26 protein-coding genes are annotated in these 23289 nt (G+C 57.5%); 11 read left to right on the forward strand and 15 right to left on the reverse strand.

Annotated features, from left to right (window positions below):
• Positions 1 to 105 precede the first annotated feature (105 nt).
• The 5 genes from artP to FT726_RS01105 all read left to right on the forward strand — a co-directional run bounded on the left by artP (position 106) and on the right by FT726_RS01105 (position 3858).
• Positions 106 to 834, forward strand: a complete 729-nt coding sequence (gene artP / locus FT726_RS01085; RefSeq protein WP_288422729.1) for an arginine ABC transporter ATP-binding protein ArtP — start codon at positions 106 to 108, stop codon at positions 832 to 834.
• 15 nt (positions 835 to 849) lie between these two features.
• Positions 850 to 1581: an arginine ABC transporter substrate-binding protein gene (gene artJ, locus FT726_RS01090; protein ID WP_021508372.1), complete on the forward strand. Its 732-nt coding sequence runs from the start codon at positions 850 to 852 to the stop codon at positions 1579 to 1581.
• Between the two features lie 6 nt (positions 1582 to 1587).
• Positions 1588 to 2301 (forward strand): arginine ABC transporter permease ArtQ, encoded by a 714-nt coding sequence (artQ, locus tag FT726_RS01095; protein WP_346302322.1) that lies wholly within the window; start codon positions 1588 to 1590, stop codon positions 2299 to 2301.
• Between the two features lie 3 nt (positions 2302 to 2304).
• Entirely contained in the window at positions 2305 to 2973 is a 669-nt protein-coding gene (gene artM / locus FT726_RS01100) for an arginine ABC transporter permease ArtM (protein WP_021508374.1), read from the forward strand.
• Between the two features lie 153 nt (positions 2974 to 3126).
• Entirely contained in the window at positions 3127 to 3858 is a 732-nt protein-coding gene (locus FT726_RS01105) for an arginine ABC transporter substrate-binding protein (protein ID WP_104092759.1), read from the forward strand.
• Between the two features lie 63 nt (positions 3859 to 3921).
• On the opposite strand, the gene rlmC is transcribed toward FT726_RS01105, so the two are convergent.
• The 10 genes from rlmC to FT726_RS01155 all read right to left on the reverse strand — a co-directional run bounded on the left by rlmC (position 3922) and on the right by FT726_RS01155 (position 12654).
• Positions 3922 to 5058 (reverse strand): 23S rRNA (uracil(747)-C(5))-methyltransferase RlmC, encoded by a 1137-nt coding sequence (gene rlmC / locus FT726_RS01110; protein WP_288422731.1) that lies wholly within the window; start codon positions 5056 to 5058, stop codon positions 3922 to 3924.
• A gap of 48 nt (positions 5059 to 5106) precedes the next feature.
• A complete protein-coding gene (locus FT726_RS01115; protein ID WP_346302323.1) occupies positions 5107 to 5571 on the reverse strand; it encodes a YbjO family protein in 465 nt (154 codons plus the stop codon).
• Between the two features lie 66 nt (positions 5572 to 5637).
• Positions 5638 to 6483 carry a putrescine ABC transporter permease PotI gene (gene potI / locus FT726_RS01120; protein WP_058757786.1) on the reverse strand — a complete coding sequence of 282 codons (846 nt, stop codon included), beginning with the start codon at positions 6481 to 6483 and terminating at the stop codon, positions 5638 to 5640.
• Entirely contained in the window at positions 6480 to 7436 is a 957-nt protein-coding gene (gene potH / locus FT726_RS01125; RefSeq protein WP_021508379.1) for a putrescine ABC transporter permease PotH, read from the reverse strand. Before potH ends, potI begins: the two co-directional genes overlap by 4 nt.
• 9 nt (positions 7437 to 7445) lie before the next feature.
• Positions 7446 to 8579, reverse strand: a complete 1134-nt coding sequence (gene potG, locus FT726_RS01130) for a putrescine ABC transporter ATP-binding subunit PotG (protein WP_021508380.1) — start codon at positions 8577 to 8579, stop codon at positions 7446 to 7448.
• Between the two features lie 119 nt (positions 8580 to 8698).
• A complete protein-coding gene (gene potF, locus FT726_RS01135; RefSeq protein ID WP_021508381.1) occupies positions 8699 to 9808 on the reverse strand; it encodes a spermidine/putrescine ABC transporter substrate-binding protein PotF in 1110 nt (369 codons plus the stop codon).
• A 372-nt stretch (positions 9809 to 10180) separates the two neighbouring features.
• On the reverse strand, positions 10181 to 10660 hold the full coding sequence (locus FT726_RS01140) for a YbjN domain-containing protein (protein WP_021508382.1): 480 nt from the start codon (positions 10658 to 10660) through the stop codon (positions 10181 to 10183).
• Positions 10661 to 10747: 87 nt separating this feature from the next.
• The gene (gene rimK / locus FT726_RS01145) at positions 10748 to 11650 is read right to left on the reverse strand and encodes a 30S ribosomal protein S6--L-glutamate ligase (RefSeq protein ID WP_021508383.1); all 903 of its coding nucleotides are present in this window, start codon (positions 11648 to 11650) and stop codon (positions 10748 to 10750) included.
• A gap of 17 nt (positions 11651 to 11667) precedes the next feature.
• Complete coding sequence (gene nfsA, locus FT726_RS01150; protein ID WP_058757789.1) at positions 11668 to 12390, reverse strand: oxygen-insensitive NADPH nitroreductase; 723 nt, start codon at positions 12388 to 12390, stop codon at positions 11668 to 11670.
• A 12-nt stretch (positions 12391 to 12402) separates the two neighbouring features.
• The gene (locus tag FT726_RS01155) at positions 12403 to 12654 is read right to left on the reverse strand and encodes a DUF1418 family protein (RefSeq protein ID WP_059008991.1); all 252 of its coding nucleotides are present in this window, start codon (positions 12652 to 12654) and stop codon (positions 12403 to 12405) included.
• A gap of 208 nt (positions 12655 to 12862) precedes the next feature.
• On the opposite strand from FT726_RS01155, the gene FT726_RS01160 reads away from it, so the two are divergent.
• A complete protein-coding gene (locus FT726_RS01160) occupies positions 12863 to 13126 on the forward strand; it encodes a GrxA family glutaredoxin (RefSeq protein WP_010618314.1) in 264 nt (87 codons plus the stop codon).
• A 33-nt stretch (positions 13127 to 13159) separates the two neighbouring features.
• Here the strand turns inward: FT726_RS01160 and ybjM are convergent, their stop codons facing one another.
• Entirely contained in the window at positions 13160 to 13531 is a 372-nt protein-coding gene (ybjM, locus tag FT726_RS01165; RefSeq protein ID WP_021508386.1) for an inner membrane protein YbjM, read from the reverse strand.
• Positions 13532 to 13791: 260 nt separating this feature from the next.
• Here ybjM and FT726_RS01170 point away from each other — a divergent pair, with 260 nt between their 5' ends.
• From FT726_RS01170 to ybjG, 3 genes are all read left to right on the forward strand, one after another.
• Positions 13792 to 15480, forward strand: a complete 1689-nt coding sequence (locus tag FT726_RS01170; RefSeq protein ID WP_021508387.1) for an aspartate:alanine antiporter — start codon at positions 13792 to 13794, stop codon at positions 15478 to 15480.
• Positions 15481 to 15681: 201 nt separating this feature from the next.
• The gene (locus FT726_RS01175) at positions 15682 to 16437 is read left to right on the forward strand and encodes a phosphatase PAP2 family protein (protein ID WP_288422732.1); all 756 of its coding nucleotides are present in this window, start codon (positions 15682 to 15684) and stop codon (positions 16435 to 16437) included.
• Positions 16424 to 17029: an undecaprenyl-diphosphate phosphatase gene (ybjG, locus tag FT726_RS01180; protein WP_021508389.1), complete on the forward strand. Its 606-nt coding sequence runs from the start codon at positions 16424 to 16426 to the stop codon at positions 17027 to 17029. The genes FT726_RS01175 and ybjG overlap by 14 nt, the downstream gene beginning before the upstream one ends.
• A gap of 48 nt (positions 17030 to 17077) precedes the next feature.
• On the opposite strand, the gene FT726_RS01185 is transcribed toward ybjG, so the two are convergent.
• Complete coding sequence (locus FT726_RS01185; protein WP_346302324.1) at positions 17078 to 18283, reverse strand: serine hydrolase; 1206 nt, start codon at positions 18281 to 18283, stop codon at positions 17078 to 17080.
• Between the two features lie 274 nt (positions 18284 to 18557).
• Between FT726_RS01185 and FT726_RS01190 the strand changes: the two genes are divergently transcribed.
• A complete protein-coding gene (locus FT726_RS01190) occupies positions 18558 to 19214 on the forward strand; it encodes an HAD family phosphatase (protein WP_021508391.1) in 657 nt (218 codons plus the stop codon).
• Here the strand turns inward: FT726_RS01190 and FT726_RS01195 are convergent, their stop codons facing one another.
• Both FT726_RS01195 and FT726_RS01200 read right to left on the reverse strand, forming a co-directional pair.
• Positions 19215 to 20348, reverse strand: coding sequence for a PQQ-dependent sugar dehydrogenase (locus tag FT726_RS01195; protein ID WP_288422734.1), 1134 nt, complete (start codon positions 20346 to 20348; stop codon positions 19215 to 19217).
• Between the two features lie 113 nt (positions 20349 to 20461).
• Positions 20462 to 21097 (reverse strand): carbonic anhydrase, encoded by a 636-nt coding sequence (locus FT726_RS01200; RefSeq protein ID WP_021508393.1) that lies wholly within the window; start codon positions 21095 to 21097, stop codon positions 20462 to 20464.
• Between the two features lie 307 nt (positions 21098 to 21404).
• Between FT726_RS01200 and rimO the strand changes: the two genes are divergently transcribed.
• On the forward strand, positions 21405 to 22730 hold the full coding sequence (gene rimO, locus FT726_RS01205) for a 30S ribosomal protein S12 methylthiotransferase RimO (RefSeq protein ID WP_104187018.1): 1326 nt from the start codon (positions 21405 to 21407) through the stop codon (positions 22728 to 22730).
• Here rimO and FT726_RS01210 read toward each other — a convergent pair.
• Entirely contained in the window at positions 22727 to 23176 is a 450-nt protein-coding gene (locus tag FT726_RS01210) for a DUF4385 domain-containing protein (protein ID WP_058775349.1), read from the reverse strand. The two genes, rimO and FT726_RS01210, sit on opposite strands and share 4 nt — an antisense overlap.
• Between the last annotated feature and the right edge of the window lie 113 nt (positions 23177 to 23289).

The following is a 23289-nucleotide window of genomic DNA, read 5'->3' on the forward strand; positions in this document are numbered from 1 at the left end:
TTTTGCTGTTTAATTGCTCTTTAATAAATTTTAACCCACCTCAATTGCATAACTATTCTGGTGACGTTAAGATTTGCGACACTAATTGCTATTCATTTTTTGCGCATGAGTATTCAACTAAACGCCATCAACTGTTTTTACGGCGCCCATCAGGCGCTGTTCGATATCAACCTGGCCTGCCCGCAGGGCGAAACGCTGGTGTTGCTCGGCCCGAGTGGCGCGGGTAAAAGTTCACTCCTGCGCGTGCTCAACCTGCTGGAGCTGCCGCGTTCCGGTAGCCTGCAGATTGCCGGCAACTACTTCGATTTCAGCCAGACGCCGTCCGACAACGCGATTCGCGAACTGCGCCAGAATGTCGGCATGGTGTTCCAGCAGTACAATCTGTGGCCGCACCTCAGCGTGATGCAGAACCTGATTGAAGCACCCTGTCGTGTGCTCGGACTCAGCAAAGATGCGGCACGCGCGCGCGCCGATAAACTACTGGAACGCCTGCGCCTGACGCCGTACGCCGATCGCTTTCCCCTGCACCTTTCCGGTGGCCAGCAGCAGCGCGTGGCAATTGCGCGCGCGCTGATGATGGAGCCGCAGGTGTTGCTGTTTGATGAACCGACCGCGGCGCTTGACCCGGAGATCACGGCGCAGATCGTCAGCATCATTCGTGAGCTGGCGCAGACGCAGATCACGCAGGTGATTGTCACCCACGAAGTTGAGGTGGCGCGCAAAACCGCCAGCCGCGTGGTATACATGGAGAACGGTCGCATCATTGAACAGGGCGATGCCAGCCACTTTACACAGCCGCAAACCGAGGCGTTTGCTCATTATCTTTCGCACTAAGTCAGGATGCTTCTAATGAAAAAAGTTGTACTTGCTGCACTGCTTGCCAGCCTGAGCCTGAGCGCTTCTGCCGCGCAAACCCTGCGTTTCGCGACCGAGGCGTCTTATCCGCCGTTTGAATTTGTCGACTCCGACAACAAAATCCAGGGCTTTGACGTCGATCTGGCCAATGCGCTGTGCAAAGAGATCGATGCGACCTGCACCTTTACCAACCAGGCCTTCGACAGCCTGATCCCCAGCCTGAAATTCCGCCGTTTTGACGCGGTGATGGCCGGCATGGATATCACGCCAGAGCGTGAAAAGCAGGTGCTGTTCACCAAACCTTACTACGACAACTCTGCGACCTTCATCGCGCAGAAAGGCAAGCTGGCGGACGTTGCGGCGCTGAAAGGCAAGCGTGTGGGCGTACAGAACGGCACCACGCACCAGAAATACCTCTCTGACAAGCACAGCGACATCACCATCGTGCCTTACGACAGCTACCAGAATGCGGTGCTCGACCTGAAGAATGGCCGTATTGATGCAGTGTTCGGGGATACCGCCGTGGTTAACGAGTGGCTGAAGCAGAACGCCAACCTCGCCGCGCTGGGTGAGAAAGTGACCGACAAAGCCTACTTCGGCACCGGCCTCGGCATCGCCGTGCGTCAGGGCAACAGCGAACTGCAGCAGAAGTTCAACGGCGCGCTGGATAAGATCAAAGCCGACGGCACCTACAAAACCATCTACAACAAATGGTTTCAGCAGTAATTTCTGATGAATGAAATGATTCCACTCACAAGCGCCGCCGGCATGACCGTCGGCCTTGCCGTTTGTGCCCTGATCGCCGGCCTCGCGCTGGCGATGATTTTTGCTGGCTGGGAATCGCTGCGCTGGAAACCGCTGGCGTGGATCGGTACCGGGCTGGTGACGCTGATTCGCGGCCTGCCGGAAATTCTGGTGGTGCTGTTTATCTATTTCGGTGCCTCGCAGCTGCTGCTGACGCTGTCGGACGGCTTCCAGCTCAATCTGGGCCTGTTCATCCTGCCGGTGCAGATGCAGATTGAGAACTTTGATGTCAGCCCGTTCCTGTGTGGCGTGATTGCGCTGGCGATGCTCTATTCGGCTTACGCCTCTCAGACGCTGCGCGGTGCGCTGAAAGCGGTGCCGTCCGGCCAGTGGGAATCAGGCCAGGCGCTGGGCATGAAAAAGTCAGCGATATTCTTCCGCCTGATTATGCCGCAGATGTGGCGCCATGCGCTGCCCGGACTCGGCAATCAGTGGCTGGTGCTGCTCAAGGATACGGCGCTGGTGTCGCTGATTAGCGTCAACGATCTCATGCTGCAGACCAAAAGCATTGCGACGCGCACCCAGGAGCCGTTTACCTGGTATCTGGTGGCCGCCGCGATCTATTTAGTGATTACGCTATTCAGTCAGGCGGTGCTGCGCCGTATTGAATCACGTACCACGCGTTTTGAGCGGGGGGCCTGACGCATGCTGGCGTATTTACCTGAGCTACTGAAAGGCCTGCATACCAGCCTGACGCTAACGGCCGCCTCGCTGGTCGCCGCGCTGCTGCTGGCGCTGCTGTGCACCATTGTGCTGGCGCTGAAGCTGCCGCTGCTCAACTGGCTGGTCAAAGGCTATATCACCCTGTTTACCGGCACGCCGCTGCTGGTGCAGATTTTCCTGATCTATTACGGTCCCGGCCAGTTCCCCAGCATTCAGAACGTGCCGTGGCTCTGGCATTTACTGTCGCAGCCGTGGCTGTGTGCCATGCTGGCGCTGTCGCTTAATAGCGCAGCCTACACCACACAGCTGTTCTACGGCGCGGTGCGCGCCATTCCGGCCGGACAGTGGCAGTCCTGCGCCGCGCTGGGCATGCGCCGCCGCGATACGCTGCGTATTCTGCTGCCGTACGCGTTTAAGCGCGCCCTCTCCTCTTACTCCAACGAAGTGGTGCTGGTGTTCAAGAGTACTTCGCTGGCCTATACCATTACGCTGATGGAAGTGATGGGCCATGGCCAACTGCTGTATGGCCGCACCTACGACGTCACCGTGTATGCTGCCGCCGGTCTGATTTATCTGGTGGTTAACGGCCTGCTGACGCTGCTGATGCGCCTGGTCGAGAAGCGCGCGCTGGCGTTTGAGCGCCGCAACTGATCGTCTGACGCGGTGCGAAGAAAAGCGCCGCGCCCTTTTTCGCTATATTTGATCCATCGAAATAAATTTTTAATCATATTTATTGCATACAAATGCATTAACTGGCATCGTGTAAATCGTTTCGCCTCTGGCATGGTTTACAGGAGCCTTATAATGAAAAAATGGATTGTTGCGGCAGTGATGGCAACGCTGGCAATGAATGCTTATGCGGCAGAGAAAATTCGCTTTGCTGCCTCAGCCACCTATCCCCCGTTCGAATCACTCGATCAGAATAACCAGATTGTCGGTTTTGATATCGACCTCGCTAAAGCGCTGTGTCAGCAGATGCAGGCCGAGTGCACTTTCACCAATAACGCCTTTGATAGCCTGATTCCTTCGCTGAAATTCCGTCGCTATGACGCGGTCATTTCCGGCATGGATATCACCGCCGAGCGCAGTAAGCAGGTCGATTTTACTCAGCCCTACTACGCCAATTCGGCGATTGTCATCGCCCACAAAGGTGAATATAGCGACTTTAGCCAGCTGAAAGGCAAACGCATCGGCGTGGAAAACGGCACCACCCATCAGAAATACCTGCTGGAGAAGCATCCGGAAGTAATTGCGGTGGCCTACGACAGCTACCAGAACGCGATCCTCGATCTGAAAAATGGCCGGCTCAACGGCGTATTTGGTGACAGCGCAGTCGTCAATCAGTGGCTGAAGGCCAATGCGGATTTGAGCGCGGTCGGCGAGCATATTACCGACAGCGACTACTTCGGCACCGGGCTCGGCATTGCGGTGCGCAAGGGCAACAGCGCGCTGCTGCAACAGCTGAACAGCGCGCTGGCGGCGCTGAAAGCCAACGGTCGCTGGCAGCAGATCAATCAGAAGTGGTTCCCGGAATAAGCATTATGGAGTTGCGTGGCGCCGGGCCTGCCAGGTTCTGCACGTCCTCAGCGCAGCCGGGCGCTACGCGATTCCACCCTTACGACGCAGTAACGTCAGCACCTCGAAATGTGCGGTGTGCGGGAACATATCGAACAGCTGAACGCGGCTGATGTCATAGTCGGCCAGGCGGGCAATGTCCTGCGCCATGCTGGCGGGATTGCAGCTGGAATACAGGATGTAGTCCGGCGCCATGCGGCTTAGCCAGGCGCACAGTTCTGCACCAATACCGCGACGTGGCGGATTGACCAGCACCAGCTGCGGCACGCTCGTATGCCCGGTGGCAAACTGCGTGGAATCCAGCGCGGCAAAACTCACCTGCTCTAACCCCAGCTGCTGCGCCGACTGCTGCGCGCAGGCGATGGCTTCCGCACTGATTTCGATGCCGGTCAGCTGCATCTGCGGCGTGGCGCAGTGCAGGCCAAAGCCGCCAACGCCACAGAACAGATCCCACATGCTGTGCACTGGCAGTTCCGCCACCCAGTCGCGTGCCGTTGCGTACAGCGCAGCCGCCACCTGCGGGTTAGTCTGGAAGAAACTTTGCGGACGGATATACAGCGGCACGTCGTTAAAGCGTTCCGGCAGCGCCTGCTCAGGCGTCAGCGCCATCTCCTCCTCGCCCTCCAGTATCGCCATGTGCACCGGCTGAATATTGGCGGAGATCACCTGCAGCTGCGGCAGCTGCTGTTGCAGCCACGGCAGCGCGGCGCGCAGCTGCGCCAGTTTGCTGTGCGAGCGCAGGACAAAACGCAGCATCATGCCGCCCTGGGTACTCTCCGTCAGCAGCAAAAACTTCAGCTCGCCGCGTTTGCGCGCCACGTTGTACGGCGTCAGACCGGCACGGGCGATAAAGGGTTTCAGCACGTCGAATACCGCCACGAAGCTGGCGGGATAGAGCGGACAGGCGCAGAGATCCACCGGCTCGCCGTCACGCGCCACCATGCCGAACAGCGGTTTTTCCACACTGCCGCTCACCACCATCTTGGCTTTATTGCGAAACCCCTGCTGCGCCGAGGTGAACGGCGGCCGCCAGTCGGCGACCGGCATGCCGTCCAGCAGCTGCGTCAGCTGTGTCTGCTTGTCGCTCAGCTGTTGCGGATAGGGTTTTTCCAGCCACTGACATGAGCGACAGCGACCGGCCTGATAAAGCGCGCAATGCATGGAAAGGCCTGTATTGAGAATCGGGAGCAAAAACGGGGGCCGATTGTATCACCGGCTGCGGAAAAATGCGCGACTGCTGGCCGGCACAAACAGCAGCAGCAGCACCAGCACATCCGGCAGTTTCTGCAGCAGCGTGTGGTGAATAATCTGCGCGTTGTTCTCGCCGGGAATGCTGAAAATCTCCGGATAGATCCAGCCCACGGACGCCATCAGCATGTACAGCAGCAACACGATCTGTGTGGCCACGTAGCCCCAGCGCCCGGCATTACTGCCGCGCATCAGGGTAAAGGCACAGCGCAGTTCAAACAGGAAAATCAGCTGGCTGGCGATAAAAATCAGCGTGGAGTCCCACGCCTGCGCGCTACGGTGCACGAAATTGGCGATTTCGTCATAGCCCAGCTCATTGGCCAGCATCAGCACGCTGATACAGCGCGTGGCGATAATGGCGCTGCCGGCAATGGTCACCGGCACGGGCGTGGAGGTTAACACCAGGTTTTTCAACGTTTCCGACATTGCGCGCGCTCCATAAGAAAAGGCTGACAGAGTCAGCCTTGCTTATATTGGCAAATGTTGCGTGACTCAGCCACGTTTTGCTTTCTGAATATCGCGCAATCGCTGTTTTTCTTCGTGCGCCATAAAGCGCCAGGCGATAAAGCCGACCAGCCCAACCACAAACAGAATCAGCGAGGCCAGCGCGTTGATCTCCGGATTGACGCCGCGCCGCACCGTGGCAAAGATCGCCATCGGCAGCGTGGTAGCGCCCGGCCCGGTGACGAAGCTGGCGATCACCAGGTCGTCCAGCGACAGAGTAAACGCCAGCAGCCAGCCGGTAATGATCGCCGGGGCAATCATCGGCACGGTAATCACGAAGAACACCTTCAGCGGCGTAGCGCCGAGGTCCATCGCCGCTTCTTCAATTGATCGATCCAGCTCGCGCAGCCGCGAGTTGATCACCACCGCCACGTAGGCGGTACAGAACGTGACGTGCGCCAGCCAGATGGTCAGCATGCCGCGATCGCCCGGCCAGCCAAAGGTGTTGCCCATCGCCACGAACAGCAGCAGCAACGACAGACCGGTGATCACGTCGGGCATCACCAGCGGCGCGGTGAGCATGAAAGCAAAGCCGCTGTGGCCGCGAAAACGCCCGAAGCGCACGATAATCACCGCCGCCATGGTGCCGAGCACCACTGCCATGGTGGCCGACAGCGCCGCGATGGTCAGGCTCAGGCCAACCGCATCCAGCATCGCATCATCCTGGAACAGCACGCGATACCAGTGAAACGAGAAGCTCTCCCATACCGTCACCAGCTGCGAGCTGTTGAAGGAGTAAACCACCAGCAGCAGCATCGGCGCGTACAGGAACAGGAAGCACAGCGCCAGAATCGCGGTGCGCCACGGAGAGCGGATTACCGGTAGCTGATTCATCCCTTCTCCCCCATTTCACGGTTTTGATGTTTGTGGAACCAGACGATCGGCAGAATCAGGATTAGCAGGATGATCACCGCCAGCGCCGAGGCCACCGGCCAGTCGCGGTTGTTGAAGAACTCCTGCCACAAAATGCGCCCAATCATGATGCTGTCCGGTCCGCCGAGCAGTTCCGGGATCACGTACTCGCCCACCGCCGGAATAAATACCAGCATTGAGCCAGCAATAATGCCGCCTTTGGTCAGCGGCACGATGACGCTGAAGAAGGTTTTCAGCGGCCGCGCGCCGAGGTCCAGCGACGCTTCCACCAGCGAATAATCAATGCGCGTCAGCGCGGTGTAGATCGGCAGCACCATAAATGGCAGGTAGCAGTAAACGATACCGATATACACCGCCGTGTTGGTATACAGGATGATCAGCGGATGATCGATCACGCCAAGCCACATCAGGAAGCGGTTGAGGATCCCGTTGTTGTTCAGCAGTCCCATCCACGCATAGACGCGCACCAGGAACGAGGTCCACGACGGCAGGATCACCAGCAGCAGCAGGATGGTGCGCATGGAGGGCTTGCTGTGCGCCACCGCCCACGCCAGCGGATAACCGATCAGCAGACAGATCACCGTTGAGATCGCCGCCACCTTCAGCGAGGTGAGATACGCTTCGGCGTACAGCGGGTCGTCGGTCAGCGTCAGGTAGTTGCCCAGATTGAGCACCAGGTTGAGCTGGTCGTCCGCCCAGGTCACCAAATCGGTGTACGGCGGAATGGCGCGCGCAATATCGGCGAAACTGATCTTCAGCACGATGAGGAACGGCAGCATAAACAGCAGGATTAGCCACAGATAAGGCAGCGCGATCACCAGCTTGCGACCGTGCTGCATTTTCATGCGCGTGCCCCAGCGCTGCAGCGGTGTGCCCGCCACCTCCGGCTCGCTGCGTTGAGAAATCTGGCTCATAGCGCCTCCTTAAACCGTCAGGACCACACAGCTGTCGGCATCCCAGCACAGGCGCACTTCATCGCCCCAGGTGGGCGCGCCTTTCCGGTAGCGATGCGCATTCTGCAGCTGGGCGCTGATCATCTGACCGCTGCGCAGCCGTACGTGGTAAATCGACAGATCGCCGAGATAAGCGATGTGCACCACTTCGCCGACGGCAAAGTTGCAGCCGTCGGCCGGCACCTCGTCGCACAGCATGACTTTTTCCGGCCGCAGCGCCACGTGCACCGGCACGTTGTCGACAATCGACACATCGGTCTGCACCTTGAGCGGATGCATCAGCCCCGGACTGTCGATCACCACGCCCTCGTCGCGGCGTTCGCGCAGCAGGCCATCAAACACATTCACCGAGCCGATGAATTCGGCGCTGTAGCGGCTGGTCGGGTGCTCGTAAATCTCTTCCGGCTCGCCGATCTGCACAAATTTACCGCGGTTCATGATGGCGATGCGGCCCGCCATGGTCATGGCTTCTTCCTGATCGTGGGTCACCATCACGCAGGTAGCGCCTACACGCTCCAGAATATCCACCACTTCGTGCTGCATGCGGTCACGCAGTTTTTTATCCAGCGCGCCCATCGGTTCGTCGAGCAGCAGCAGCTTGGGACGTTTCGCCAGGCTACGCGCCAGCGCCACGCGCTGACGCTGGCCGCCAGAAAGCTGGTGCGGCTTACGTTTGGCGTACTCTTCCATATGCACCAGCGCCAGCATCTCTGCCACCCGGCTGCTGATTTCGCCTTTCGGCAGTTTGTCCTGCTTCAGGCCAAAAGCGATGTTCTGTTCCACCGTCATGTGCGGAAACAGCGCGTACGACTGGAACATCATGTTAATGGGCCGCTGATACGGCGGCACATGGGACAGATCCTGACCATCCAGCACAATCTGACCGCTGCTGGGAATTTCAAAGCCGGCCAGCATCCGCAGCAGCGTGGACTTGCCACAGCCGGAAGCGCCCAGCAGTGCGAAAATTTCGCCTTTGTAAATGGTCAGGCTGACATCATCCACGGCGTGCTGGCCGTCAAACGATTTCGTCAGGTTGCGGATTTCCAGCAGCGGCGTTAACGCCTTAGCCGTTTTATTTTGGGGGCGGGGAATCGCGTCGTTCACTCACATGTCTCCGGCGCTAAGCGGGATAGCGCGGCACAGCCAGCCGCTAAATGACACAACAGAGGCCAGCACCGCGCCTCTGTTGTCGTTTACCGATAAGGGAATTCGTTCAGAACGAATTACTTACCACTTTTTACTTTAGTCCATGCACGGGTACGCGCACGATCCAGTTTCGGATCCTGGACCTTGAGCACAAACAGTTTGGCCATCGCTTCCGGCGTCGGGAAGATACCCGGATTGTTGCGCACATCCGCATTGATCAGCGGCAGCGACGCTTTGTTGCCGTTGGCGTAGTTCATCTTGTTGGAGACGTCGGCAATCACTTTCGGATCCATGATGTAGTTCAGCCACTGATAAGCCGCATCCAGATTTTTCGCGTCTTTTGGAATGGCCATCATGTCGAAGAATGCCAGCGCGCCCTCTTTCGGTACGCTGTAACCGAGATGGACACCGTTGTTGGCTTTCACCGCGCGATCTTTCGCCTGCAGAATATCGCCAGACCAGCCGATGGCAACGCAAATGTTGCCGTTGGCGAGGTCATTGATGTACTGCGAAGAGTGGAAGTAGCGGATATTCGGCCGCAGCTTCAGCAGCAGGTCGGTCGCCGCACCGGTGTAATCTTTCGCGTCAGAGCTGTTCGGATCTTTGCCGAGGTAGTTCAGCACGGTGGCAAAAATCTCTTCTGGCGCATCGAGGAACGAAACGCCGCAGCTCTTCAGTTTTTCCAGGTTTTCCGGCTTCAGCACCAGATCCCAGCTGTTCACCGGCGCATCGGCGCCCAGTGCCGCTTTGACTTTATCGATGTTATAGCCAATACCGGTGGTGCCCCACAGGTAAGGAATGGCGTATTTGTTACCCGGATCGTGCTGGGCCACTTTCGCCATCAGATCGGGATCGAGATTTTTATAGTTAGGCAGCTTGCTCTTATCCAGCTCCTGGAACACACCAGACTGCAGCTGACGTGCGAGGAAGCTCGACGACGGTACCACCACGTCATAGCCGGTACTGCCAGCCATCAGTTTGCCTTCCAGCACTTCGTTGGAGTCAAACACGTCGTAGACCACTTTGATGCCGGTCTGCTTTTCAAAATTGGGCACGGTGTCGGCCGAAATATAATCGGACCAGTTATAAACGTGCAGCGTTTTATCCTCTGCCTGAGCGCCCACGGCCGCAGCCATCAGCACACCTGCAACCACACCTGGCAACCATTTTTTTGACTGGTTGATCATGTTTTTCTTCCTCCTGAGCGGGTCATCACAACGCTGCATACACGCGATCCGGTCGTTGCGTTGTCTGTTAAATTACAGCCACACAATGAATCAATATTCAGCGGGAGTTTAATAGCAAAAACCTATAGCTGCGCCGTAGTTGCACGTATCAGACAGCCCCGCAAGAATAGCCCCCCTGATTCCTGCGTGCCAGATCCCAGCTTAAAAAACGCCTTTTTGCGATAAGTTATGCATGTTTCTGCTATGCACTCTGGCACTAGCGGCATAAAGCACGACTAATATCTGGCAATAAAGGGCAAAATGCAGAATAAAAAGTGGTGGGCCTGAAATGAAAACTGCCGCAAAAAGCGGCAGTTAGCAGGAGGGAAAAAATCAGTGCAGCATGCTGTGGCTGCTGACACTCGGCGGACGCTCCTCGTCTTCGCCCATCATCAGCAGATGATTGGCGAACGCTTCCATGATCACCATCGAAATCCCCTCTTCGCTCTGCTTCATGAAGTGGGTGAACTGACCAAAGGTGATGCCGGCGCTTACGCTGATTGACTGGCAGACAATCAGCTTCGGCAGGTTGTCATCCTGTATATCGATAAAGGCTTTCACCGTGAGCGAACTGGCATTGATTTGCGACAGTTCACCAACCAGCGGGATCAGCGCGGTGGGCTTTACTTCTGCCAGCGCCGAGAAGAGGATAACGTTATCCACCAGGTCGATTTTCGCGTCAAACACCCCGTCAAAATTCTGCATATGCGGCAGATGCAAAGCCTGACAGGCGTCGCATTCGAACCAGGTGATATTTTGTTGATCCAGCCAGCGACGCAGCATGTCGATGTCAGGAACGACCAGTGAATCCATCGTTGTATCCTGTGGGGTGAATAAATAAGCGCCTTAGCTTACGGAAAAATAGTCGCAGATGCCACGAAAACCGCGCAAAAGCGCGGTTCAGCCCCCGGTTTTCGGACGATAACCGGGACAGGCGTGCTGCTCTATCCAGCGGATCATCATGGCGGCAATGTCTAAACCGGTGCTGCCTTCGATGCCCTCCAGCCCTGGAGAAGCATTGACCTCCATCACCAGCGGACCCCGGTTGGCGCGCAGAATATCCACGCCCGCCACGGCTAATCCCAGCGTCGTGGCCGCTTTGACCGCGATCTCGCGCTCCTGATCGGTAATGGTGACGGCGCGGGCGCTGCCGCCGCGGTGCAAATTAGAGCGGAAATCGCCCTCTTTCGCTTCCCGCTCAATCGCCGCCACCACTTCGTCGCCAATCACCAGGCAGCGGATGTCGCGCCCGCGCGCCTCTTTAATGAACTCCTGCACCAGAATATGCGCATTGAGACCGCGAAACGCATCGATCACGCTCTCTGCCGCCTGGCGGGTTTCCGCCAGCACCACGCCGATCCCCTGCGTCCCCTCCACCAGTTTCACCACCAGCGGCGCGCCGCCGACCATGGCGATAACATCCTGCGTATCATCCGGCGACGAGGCAAAGCCGGTAACCGGCATGTCGATGCCCTCGCGCGCCAGCAACTGCAGCGAGCGCAGCTTGTCGCGTGCACGGGTAATGGCCACCGACTCGTTGAGCGGATAGCTGCCGAGCATCTCAAACTGGCGCAGCACCGCCGTACCGTAAAAGGTGGTGGCGGTGCCAATGCGCGGGATCACCGCGTCAAAATGGCCGAGCGCCTCACCGCGATAGTGCACCGCCGGCGAGTCGGAGTTGATATTCATGTAGCAGGAGAGCGGATCGATCATCTGCACCTGATGGCCACGCGCTTCCGCGGCTTCACGCAGGCGTTTACAGGAATAGAGCGCGCCGTCACGGGTGAGAATGGCCATCTTCATTGCAGCAGTCCCTGTACTTAGCGCGTTGCCCAGCCCTGCTGATGCAGGTAGTCCAGCATGAACGGTCGCGTTTCTTTAATGATCAAACGCTGAATCAGTTCGCTCCAGGTTTCCGAGCGCTGATTGCTGTCGCGCTGCTGATAGTAAGCGGTGATCTGCTGGTCATATTGCGCCAGCACTGCTTTATCCAGCGGCTGGTAGCGGTTTTCATGCACCAGCATCGCCTGCGGCATGCGCGGCTTGACGTCCGGTGACGCGTCGGGATGGCCGATGCAGAAGCCAAACAGCGGCAGCACAAACTTCGGCAGCCCCAGCAGCTCCGTCACCTGCGCGATGCTGTTGCGAATGCCGCCAATAAACACGCCGCCTAAACCGAGCGATTCCGCAGCGACCATGGCGTTCTGCGCCATCAGCGCGGTATCGACACAACCCAGCAGCAGCTGTTCGGCTCGGCCCAGCTGAGCCTCAGGGCAGATTTGCTGGTGGCGGTTGAAGTCGGCGCAGAACACCCAAAACTCCGCTGCGGCGCTGACCCATGGCTGGCCGCCTGTGAGCTGCACCAGCTGCTCGCGCAGGGCGCGGTCGGTGATACGCACAATGGAGGAACATTGTAAAAAACTGGAGGTCGAGGCCGCCTGCGCCGCAGCGATAATCGCGCTGCGCTGGGCGTCATCAATCCCCTGCTCAGTAAAGGCGCGAATGGAACGGTGGCTGCAAAGCAAATCAATAGTCGGCGTCATAATCCTCTCCGGTTACTTCTTTTTGTCGGTGTGATTGAACAACTGCGGTGCCATCGCCTTTGCGGTGCGCCACATCATCAGCCACGCTGCCGGCAGCATCAGCGCAATGCCGAGGAAAAACAGCAGCGTTGCCAGCGGTTTTTTCGCCATGAATGCCGGCGCCGCCAGCCAGTCGTTGACCAGCAGCAGCGCGCCAATCACTGCCAGCACGCCCAGCGCTTCCAGCAGTAGCACGGGTTTAGGCAACGTCGCCAGATTACGCATGGTTCAGGGCTCCTCAGTGTTCATCTGTTTCTGCTGCAGGTGATACCCGAATACTGTAGTACGGCATTGTGACCGGGTATAGACAGCGCGCATTAGAGTAACAGGCAATTTCTGCTTTTCTTAAGCAGGATGGGCGGGCATGATGTGACGCATTATTCACGCTGTGATGTGAGACAAGTCACAAAACAGCAGCGGAAGGAGAGAAGCAATGATTGCAGTGATTTTTGGCCGTTCCAGCTGCCCTTACTGCGTACGAGCAAAAGAGTTAGCCACGAAGTTAACCAGCGAGCGCGACGATTTTAATTATCAGTACGTCGATATCCAGGCGACCGGCATCACTAAAGCCGACCTGGAAGCGCGTGCCGGCAAACCGGTTTCTACCGTGCCGCAGATCTTCCTCGACGACCAGCACATCGGTGGTTACACCGAATTTGCGGCGTGGACCAAAGAAAACCTCGGCATCGAAGCCTGACCTGACGGGCCTGCGGGCCCGCCTTCGCTTCACTCAACTGGTGCGCATCGCCAGCATAATGCGCAACAGGCGCACCAGCAGCGCACCGCACCCCGCCCAGAATAGAGCACTCAGGCTCCACGCCGTCACCAGCAGCAAGCTGTGCGTCATCGGCATCACCAGCCACACCCACATCATGCCCAGCAGCGTCCCGCCCAGCGCGATCCACAGGGTGCCGATCAGCGGACTGTCCGGCTGCAGCAGCGCCATCACGATGCCCGGCAGCAGAAACAGCAGCAGTTCCGGCTGTCCACGCACCGCCTGCGTCGCGGCGGCGGACCAAAAATGATGTGCAAAAATAAACACCAGCGTATAAAGCATCACGCCCAGAACCGATGCTGGCCAGCGATTATTGCGCTGCAACATACCTCTCCTCAACTTTGACGTTAACAATTTTGAAACTTTTAACTGCCCTGATGCGCTTACGTGGAAATAAAAAGAAACAGCTGAAGGCAGAAGGAATGAAAACTGCTGATAGCTGAGGGTGTTAATTATGATTAGAATGGCGCCGCTTTATGTGGGTCACAGATTAAGAACATTCGGTGACCGGGCCGTGCGCTGCCGTCACAAGATAGCGAAAAAATCCCCTCCCATCAACCCGTTACAGGTAAATAAGAAGTTAAACCGTGAATATTAACGTCGCAGAATTGTTAAGCGGAAATGACGTTCTGTTATTATTTGTCGTATTAGCCCTCGGCCTGTGCCTGGGTAAATTACGCCTTGGCTCCGTACAACTCGGTAATTCTATTGGTGTGCTGGTGGTTTCGCTGATTCTGGGTCAGCAACACTTCGCGATAAATACTGACGCCTTAAGTCTGGGCTTTATGCTGTTTATTTTTTGTGTCGGGGTGGAAGCCGGTCCCAACTTTTTCTCCATCTTTTTCCGCGACGGTAAGAACTATTTCTTTCTGGCAATCGTCATGGTGGTCAGCGCTCTGCTGATTGCGCTGACGCTCGGCAAACTGTTTGGCTGGGATATCGGCCTCACCGCCGGCATGCTGGCCGGCTCGATGACCTCAACGCCGGTGCTGGTGGGCGCAGGCGATACGCTGCGGCAAAGCATCAGCGACACGCAGCTGCTGGGTCGCATGCAGGATAACCTCAGCCTGGGTTACGCCCTCACCTATCTGATTGGGCTGGTCAGCCTGATTTTCGGCGCACGCTACCTGCCGCGCCTGCAGCATCAGGATTTGCCGACCTGCGCCCAGCAAATCGCGCGCGAGCGCGGTCTGGATGCGGACAGCCAGCGTAAAGTGTTCCTGCCGGTAATTCGTGCTTATCGCGTTGGTCCGGAGCTGGTTGAGTGGAGCGGCGGCAAAAACCTGCGCGAGCTGGGGATTCACCGTCAGACCGGCTGCTACATTGAGCGCCTGCGGCGTAACGGCATTCTCGCCAGCCCGGACGGTGATGCCGTGCTGCAGCTCGGCGACGAGATTTCCCTGGTGGGCTATCCGGATGCGCATGCGCGTCTCGACGCCAGTTTCCGTAATGGTAAAGAGGTGTTCGATCGCGATCTGCTCGACATGCGCATCGTCACCGAAGAGATCGTGGTGAAAAACCACAACGCGGTGAATAAACGCCTGAGCCATTTAAAACTGACCGATCACGGCTGCTTCCTTAACCGGGTAATTCGCAGCCAGATTGAGATGCCGATCGACGACAGCATTATGCTTAACAAAGGTGATGTGCTGCAGGTGAGCGGCGAAGCGCGCCGGGTGAAAAGCCTGGCCGATCGCATCGGCTTCATTGCTATTCACAGCCAGATGACCGATCTGCTGGCGTTCTGCGCCTTCTTTATCATCGGCCTGATGATCGGCATGATCACCTTCCAGTTCAGTAACTTCAGCTTTGGCCTGGGCAACGCCGCCGGGCTGCTGTTTGCCGGCATCATGCTCGGCTTCCTGCGCGCCAACCACCCGACGTTCGGCTACATCCCGCAGGGCGCACTGACCATGGTGAAAGAGTTTGGCCTGATGGTGTTTATGGCCGGGGTTGGTCTGAGCGCCGGCAGCGGGCTGCAGCACGGTCTCGGCAGTGCGGGCGCGCTGATGCTGCTGAGCGGCCTGCTGGTGAGTCTGTTACCGGTGGTGATTTGCTATCTGTTCGGCGCTTATGTGCTGCGCATGAACCGCGCGCTGCTGTTTGGTGCCATCATGGGCGCGCGCACCTGCGCACCGGCCATGGAGATCATCAGCGATACCGCGCGCAGCAGCATTCCGGCGCTCGGCTATGCCGGCACCTACGCCATTGCCAACGTCTTGCTGACGCTGGCGGGGACGCTGATCGTCATCATCTGGCCGCTTTTGCCTGTTTAAAAATATTTTTACACGCGTCAGAACTAATCGGACGCGATGCAGTCTGAATAAGTGCCACTGCTTTTCTTTGAAATCCCCAAATTGAGGAGCCCGTTAGCCTTCTGCTAGCGGGTTTTTTTATGCCTGCCGCGCGCGCCCTTAAGGTTTCCCTAAGCGTGATTTGCCACCCTGTGACTCTGGTTTCGCTATTTGCAAATATTCATGCAACTTTCATCAAAGTTAAACACTCCAACAACCCGCAGTGAGATTCGGAGCGCGGCTATTTATTCTCTGTCCGCGCGCTTCTACGCTATCAACCTTATTTTGCTGGCAATTCTGGCGCTGGCGTTTCTGTGGTGGTCGCGCCACGAAAGCCTCGACATCGCCATCAGCCAGCGCTGGTTTGATCCGCTCACCCGGCGTTTTCCGTGGCAGCACAACCGCTGGCTGGATCTGATTAACCATCGGCTGATGAAGGATGTGATTATCACTGGCGCGGTACTGCTGTTACTGCGCGGCCTGCAACAGCGTGACGCCCGGCGCGTGCTGGTGGCCCTGCTGTTTGGCATGGGGCCGCTGGTGGTGGGCATGCTGAAGGCGCACAGCGCGCACTCCTGTCCGTGGGATCTGACGCTGTTCGGCGGCAATGCCGCGAGCTTTCCGCTGCTGGCGGCGGTACCGGCCAACAGTGGCCCCGGCCAGTGCTTTCCGGGCGGCCATGCTTCCAGCGGCTTTGCGCTGATGGCGCTGTTTTTTTTGTGGTGGCCGGAGCGTCCACGCCGCGCGCTGCTGGCGCTGGCAGTAGGAATCGCCTGTGGCCTGCTAATGGGCTATGGCCAGGTGATGCGTGGTGCGCACTTTTTCTCCCACAATTTGTGGGCGGGCTGGTGGGTGTGGCTCAGCCAGCTGCTGATTTTTGCCGCAATTTCTTTTTGGATAAACAAGACGAGGACGAGGAAACGTGATGGAAGCTCTTAACCACACCCTCTTTTTATGGATTAACGCCACGCCGGATTCACCCGCGTGGCTGCTCAGCCTGGCGACCTTTATCGCCAAAGATGTGATTGCTATTGTACCGTTGCTGATTGTCGCCCTGTGGCTGTGGGGACCGCGCGATCAGCTGCAGTCGCAGCGCGCGCTGGTGCTGAAAACCGGCATGGCGCTGATTTATGCGCTGAGCATCTCCTGGTGCGTGGGCCAGCTGCTGCCACACCCGCGCCCGTTCGCCATTGGCTTCGGTCATCAGTTCCTGTCACACGCCGCTGATGACTCCTATCCCAGCGATCACGGCACCACGATTTTTACCTTCGCGCTGGCGTTTATTTTCTGGCACCGTCTGTGGTCCGGGGTGGTTTTGCTGGCGATTGGCAGCGCCATTGCCTGGTCACGCGTGTATCTCGGCGTGCACTGGCCGCTGGATATGCTGGGCGGTTTTCTGGTGGGGTTGCTTGGCTGTCTGGCTTCGCATCTGGCGTGGCAGCTGTACGGTCAGCGCATGCTGGCGCTGACGCATCAACTCTACCGCGCCCTGTTCGCGATGCCGATTAAAAAAGGCTGGGTGCGCGGATAAACTGCGCCGGCAGGCGGGTTAGCCACGGGCTGACCCGCCGCCCTGAGATTAACTGAACCACTTACCGAACCAGCCGTTGAATTTCATCATAATGAAATCCCAGATACGGCCAATAAAGCCGGCTTCCGGTACATCCTCCATCGCCACCAGCGGACGCTGTTCAATGGTTTTGCCATCCAGCTGGAAATCGATAGTACCCACTACCTGATTCTTTTTCAGCGGCGCTTCCAGCTGCGGTGTGTTGAGGGTAAAGCTGGCCTTGAGATTTTTCATCTGCCCTTTCGGGATAGTGATCGCCGCATCCTTCGCCACGCCGAGGCTGACCTGGCTGTTTTCGCCAAACCACACGCGCTGCTGGGCAAACGGTTTATCCGCTTTAATCGGCGTAACGGTTTCATAGAAACGGAAGCCCCACGTCAGCAGCTTCTCACTCTCGCGGAAGCGGATTGCATCGGTCTGCGCGCCCAGTACCACCGAAATCAGACGCATATCGCCGTCCACCGCTGAAGCCACCAGATTGTTGCCCGCCCCCGAGGTATGCCCGGTTTTGATGCCGTCAACCTTGAGGTTGCTGCTCCACAGCAGCCGGTTGCGGTTCATCTGTTTGATATTATTAAAGGTAAATTCTTTTTCGCTGTTCAGCGCATACTCTTCCGGCACATCACCAATCAGGCGCTGGCCGATGATCGCCATGTCGCGTGCGGTGCTGTACTGGCCTTCGGCGTCCAGACCGTGCACCGTCATGAAGTGGGTGTTTTGCAGGCCAAAGGCTTTAACGTAATTGTTCATCAGGCCAATAAAGGCATCCTGACTGCCGGCGACATAGTCCGCCAGCGCAATACAGGCATCATTCCCCGACTGGATCACCACGCCCTTATTCAGTTCCGAGACCGGGATGCGATCGCCCGGCTTGAGGAACATCAGCGACGACCCGCGCAGTTTCGGATTGCCGGTGGCCCAGGCATCCTGGCCGATGGTCACCATGTCGTTACTGGTGATTTTGCCGGATTTCAGCGCCTGGCCGACCACGTAGCTGGTCATCATTTTGGTCAGACTGGCGGGATCAAGACGCTGGTCGGCATTGGACTCTGCCAGCACTTTGCCGCTGCTGTAGTCCATCAGAATCCACGCTTTGGCCTCAATCTGCGGTGGCGGAGGTGCCTGCTCGGCCTGAGTGGTGACGGGAACGAAAAGCAATAATAATGAACTGGCCGCCAGTGGCCGCCAGAATGAAGTCAGGGATGTTTTTCTCATGAGCGTGACCCAATTGTCCTTGTAAAATCACGGATTTGTGCAGATAAGACATGTCTTACCAAACGCTAACGGTTCACGCCGGTGAAAAAAACCGCCAAACCGTAAAGTTTTTTAGAGTTTGTTAGAGTAACCCTGGCATTAAGGCCGCTGCGCTGCCAGTGCGCGGGCGTCAGGGCAGAGGAAAAATTGCGAGAAATTCCGAATTTTCGCAGAACAGTTAAGCCAGTCACAAAATTCCGCTAACCTGATGCCAGTCAGCCCGAGGAGAATCATGATGGACTTAGCCGTTTTCGATCTGGATGAAACCCTGATTTGTGAAGACAGCACCAGCCTCTGGCTGCGCTGGCTGGTTTCGCAGGGGTTTGCACCGGAAGAGATCATTCGTCAGGAGCAGGCGCTGATGGCGCAATACCACGCCGGCAGCCTGTCGATTGAAGAGTACATGCGCACTACGCTCTCACCGCTCACCGGCATGGCGACGCTCACCGTCGCAGGCTGGGTGCGGCGCTTTATTCATCGCGATATCCTGCCGCGCGTCTTTCCCGCCGCGCGCGAACGCATTCAGTGGCATCAGCAGCGTGGCGACACGGTAATGATTATTACCGCCAGCGGCGATCACCTCGCCGTGCCGATTGCGGAACGGCTGGGCGTACACGGCGCGCTGGCGATTGGCGTGGAAGTGGTCGATGAACGCTACAGCGGTGAAATTTACGGCACCGCCACTTACCGTGAAGGCAAAGTTTCACGACTCAGCGACTGGCGAGCGCTGCAGCAGGATCGACGCTTTGAGCGCACCTGGGCGTACAGCGATTCGATGAACGATCTGCCGCTGCTGTCGCATGCCGATCATGCATGGGTGATTAACCCGGACGCGCTGCTGCAGCAGGAAGCGCAGCAGCGCGGCTGGCAGGTGTGTAACTGGGTGCGCTGATTAACCGCGCGCGGCGCTGGCGGCCTCCGCCAGCCCGACTTTCAGCAGCTTGCCATTGGCCTCATCGGTCAGCACATACAGATAACCATCCGGCCCCTGACGGACATCGCGGATGCGTTCGCCACGGTCGCTCAGCAGCCGCTGCGCCTCTTCGACCTTCTCGCCGTTAACGCGCAGACGGATCAGAGATTTATCTTTCAGCGCACCGATAAACAGCGAGTTTTTCCACTGGGGAAAGCGCGCGCTATTGTAAAACGCCATGCCGCTGATAGCCGGCGATTGCTGCCAGTAAAACAGCGGCTGCTCAGTGCCGGCAACGGCGCTGCCCTGCGCTTCCGGCACTTTCTGCCCGCTGTAATCAATGCCGTATGTCGCCAGCGGCCAGCCATAATTTTTGCCCTTCGCCGCCAGATTCACCTCATCGCCGCCGCGCGGGCCGTGTTCACTCTCCCACATCTGCTGCGTCCATGGATTGAGCGCCAGCCCCTGCGGGTTGCGTACGCCGTAAGACCAGATCTCCGCGCGTGCGCCCTGACGATGGTTAAACGGATTATCCGCCGGCACCTTGCCGTCCTGCGTCAGACGGACAATCTTGCCCGACAGTTTGTCCAGCTGCTGCGCGCTGCGGCTGGCAAAGTTATCGCCGAACGCGATGTACAGATAACCCTGGCGATCAAACGCCAGCCGCGTGCCGATGTTGGCACCGCCGGAGAGTTTCGGCGTTTGCTCCAGCACCACCTTAAAATCCTGCAGCTGACGGAGATCTGCGCTGAGCGTGCCGTAACCCACTACGCCGCCCGCGCGGCCGGTGTCATCGGCGGTGGTATAACTGAGCCACACCCGACGGCTTTGCGCGAAGTCCGGCGCCAGCACCACATCCAGCAGACCGCCCTGGCGGTTGGCCCACACGTCGGGTACGCCACTAATCGGCTGCGATAGCCCCCGGCCCGGCTGCCAGCTGCGCAGCTGTCCGGAACGTTCGGTAATCAGCAGGGTTTGCTGGTCGGGCAGAAACGCCACCGACCACGGATGATCGAGCTTGTCCTGTAACACCTGCACCTGGACATCAGCCGCCAGCGCGGTAAAGGAACCGCTGAGCGCGCCAGCCAGCAGCGCAACACGCCATAAACGCATAGGATTCTCCTTTTCACAGTCTGCCGTTAAGGGTAGTCAGCCGGTAAGAAAGGATGTGCAGGATTTACAAAACATTAAGCCCGGCGCAGTAGCCGGGCGGATAGCAGGCAGGATTATTCGAAGCAGGTTTCCGGGTTTTCCGACAGTGAAATGAAGGATTCACCGCCTTTGGTCAGGGCAATAATGCCGCCGCTTTCAATATCATAAACCCAGCCGTGCAGGCGCAGCTTACCTTTGCGCAGCGCGACCGAAACGGAAGGATGCGTTTTGATATTGTTGAGCTGGGCAATCACGTTCTCTTTCACCATTTCGTTGAGGCGTTTCTCAACCGATTCGTAGTTGCGCTCTTCCACCACCGCTTTTGCCGCATTGGCGTAGTGCAGCCAGTGGTCAACCGCCGGCATGCTCTCGAGATCGGCGTTGGACGCAATCGCGTTCATCGCACCGCAGTTGGAGTGACCACAAATGATAATTTCGGTTACGCCCAGCGCGACCACCGCATACTCGATGGTTGCTGACACGCCACCCGGCTCCGGACCAAACGGTGGGACGATATTACCGGCGTTACGGATCACAAACAGCTGGCCCGGCTCCGACTGTGTCACCAGTTCTGGCACCAGACGGCTATCCGAACAGGAGATGAATAAAGCTTTAGGATTCTGGTTGGACGCCAGACTCTTGAAAAGATCCTTCCTTTCAGGAAACACATTCTGTTGAAAATTCAGAAAACCTTTGACGATCTCTTGCATTTGTCTGCTCTCACATTATCCACTTCAGCCCCGGCAGAGAAAAACTCACCGCTGGCGCGCTTTAAAATTCTGTAATGTCGATAATAACTTACAATTATCAACCCGATATTTAAGCAAAATCGACCCGCTTGCACAACCCGGATGTCCGCCACCCAGTGGCTATTGAGCGTGGGTTACCCTCAGCAAGCATAGCGTTAACATCAATTTTTGCCGCCAATCAGATTCTCACGCAGCCTATACATTTTCCCCGTCAACCTCTGTACAATCGCGCTCCTGTCCACCTTAATTATGATGAATTTTTATCCTTATGAGCCATGTCAAAAATCCGCCGCGTGTAGGCTTCGTCTCTCTCGGCTGCCCAAAAAACCTCGTCGACTCTGAACGCATCCTGACGGAGCTGCGGACAGAAGGCTACGACGTGGTGCCACGCTACGATGATGCGGAGATCGTCATCGTTAACACCTGTGGATTTATTGACAGTGCCGTACAGGAATCACTGGAAGCGATTGGTGAAGCGCTGAACGAGAACGGCAAAGTGATCGTCACCGGCTGCCTCGGCGCCAAAGTGGATCAGATTCGCGAAGTGCATCCGAAAGTACTGGAGATCACCGGCCCGCACAGCTACGAGCAGGTCCTGTCGCACGTGCACACTTACGTGCCAAAACCCGAGCACAACCCGTTCCTCAGCCTGGTGCCGGAACAGGGCGTGAAGCTGACGCCGCGCCACTACGCTTACCTGAAAATTTCCGAAGGCTGTAACCATCGCTGCACTTTCTGCATCATTCCGTCAATGCGTGGCGATCTGGACAGCCGTCCGATTGGCGCGGTACTTGATGAAGCTAAACGTCTGGTGGAAGCCGGCGTAAAAGAGCTGCTGGTGATCTCGCAGGACACCTCCGCGTACGGCGTCGATGTTAAACACCGCACCGGTTTCTGGAACGGTTCGCCGGTGAAAACCAGCATGGTCAGCCTGTGTGAGCAGCTGGCGAAACTCGGCGTCTGGGTGCGTCTGCACTACGTTTATCCGTATCCGCACGTGGATGATGTGATCCCGCTGATGGCCGAAGGCAAAATCCTGCCTTACCTCGATATTCCACTGCAGCACGCCAGTCCGCGTATCCTGAAGCTGATGAAGCGTCCGGGCGCGGTTGAGCGCACGCTGGAGCGCATCAAACGCTGGCGTGAAATCTGTCCGGAGCTGACGCTGCGTTCCACCTTCATCGTGGGTTTCCCGGGCGAAACCGAAGAAGATTTCCAGATGCTGCTCGACTTCCTGCGTGAAGCGCGCCTCGATCGCGTTGGCTGCTTCCAGTACAGCCCGGTTGAAGGCGCCACGGCTAACCAGCTGCCGGATCAGGTTCCGGACGACGTCAAGCAGGCGCGTTTTGACCGCTTCATGCAGCTGCAGCAGCAGATCTCCGCAGAGCGTCTGCAGGAGAAAATCGGTCGCGAGATTCTGGTGATCATCGATGAAGTGGATGAAGAAGGCGCGGTCGGCCGTAGCATGGCCGACGCCCCGGAAATCGACGGTGCGGTGTACCTGAATGGCGATCGCCAGGTGAAGGTCGGCGAGGTGGTGCGGGTCAAAGTCGAACACGCCGACGAATACGACCTGTGGGGCTCGCGCGTTTAACCGTACTTTTGCTGGTGCGCTTTTTTGCGCGCCAGATAATCGTTATCGGCGCGCAGCCGGTCCCAGCACGCTTTGAACACGGCCGCCGCAGCGGCCTTTTCTTTTTCTACCGTACGCGGCAGCTCTTTGCCGTCGGCATCGTATTTCCGTCCGCCCTGATGATTGCTGTAGCGGCGCGCGCGGGTGTAGCCCATCTGAATAAATTTGCGCGCCATATCCATACCGACAAAATCATCCTGCGCGCGATACGCCTCGAACAGCTGCATGATTTTTTCTGATGACTGCTGCGCCAGCTCGACGGTGCGAAAGCGCCAGTGCGGCAGAATTTCGCTTTTATAAGGTTCCACCATCAGCACCCCCTGCTCGCCGCGCCCGACCTGATACAGCTCCGGATGCTGACGGAAGTCGAGCTGTTTAAAATCCTGCTGGTAATTGAAGGGTTTCATCCCCTGGCCTCCTGTCCGTAACCATTACTGCGGTGAATTATTTCGCTGCCGCACTTTAGTGATGCTTTTTTCCACCGATAACATAACTACCGGCTCATTTGCTAAGAGATGCT

The sequence above is a fragment of the Pantoea sp. Morm genome (assembly GCF_016643525.1).
In the GTDB taxonomy this organism is placed as follows: domain Bacteria; phylum Pseudomonadota; class Gammaproteobacteria; order Enterobacterales; family Enterobacteriaceae; genus Pantoea; species Pantoea dispersa.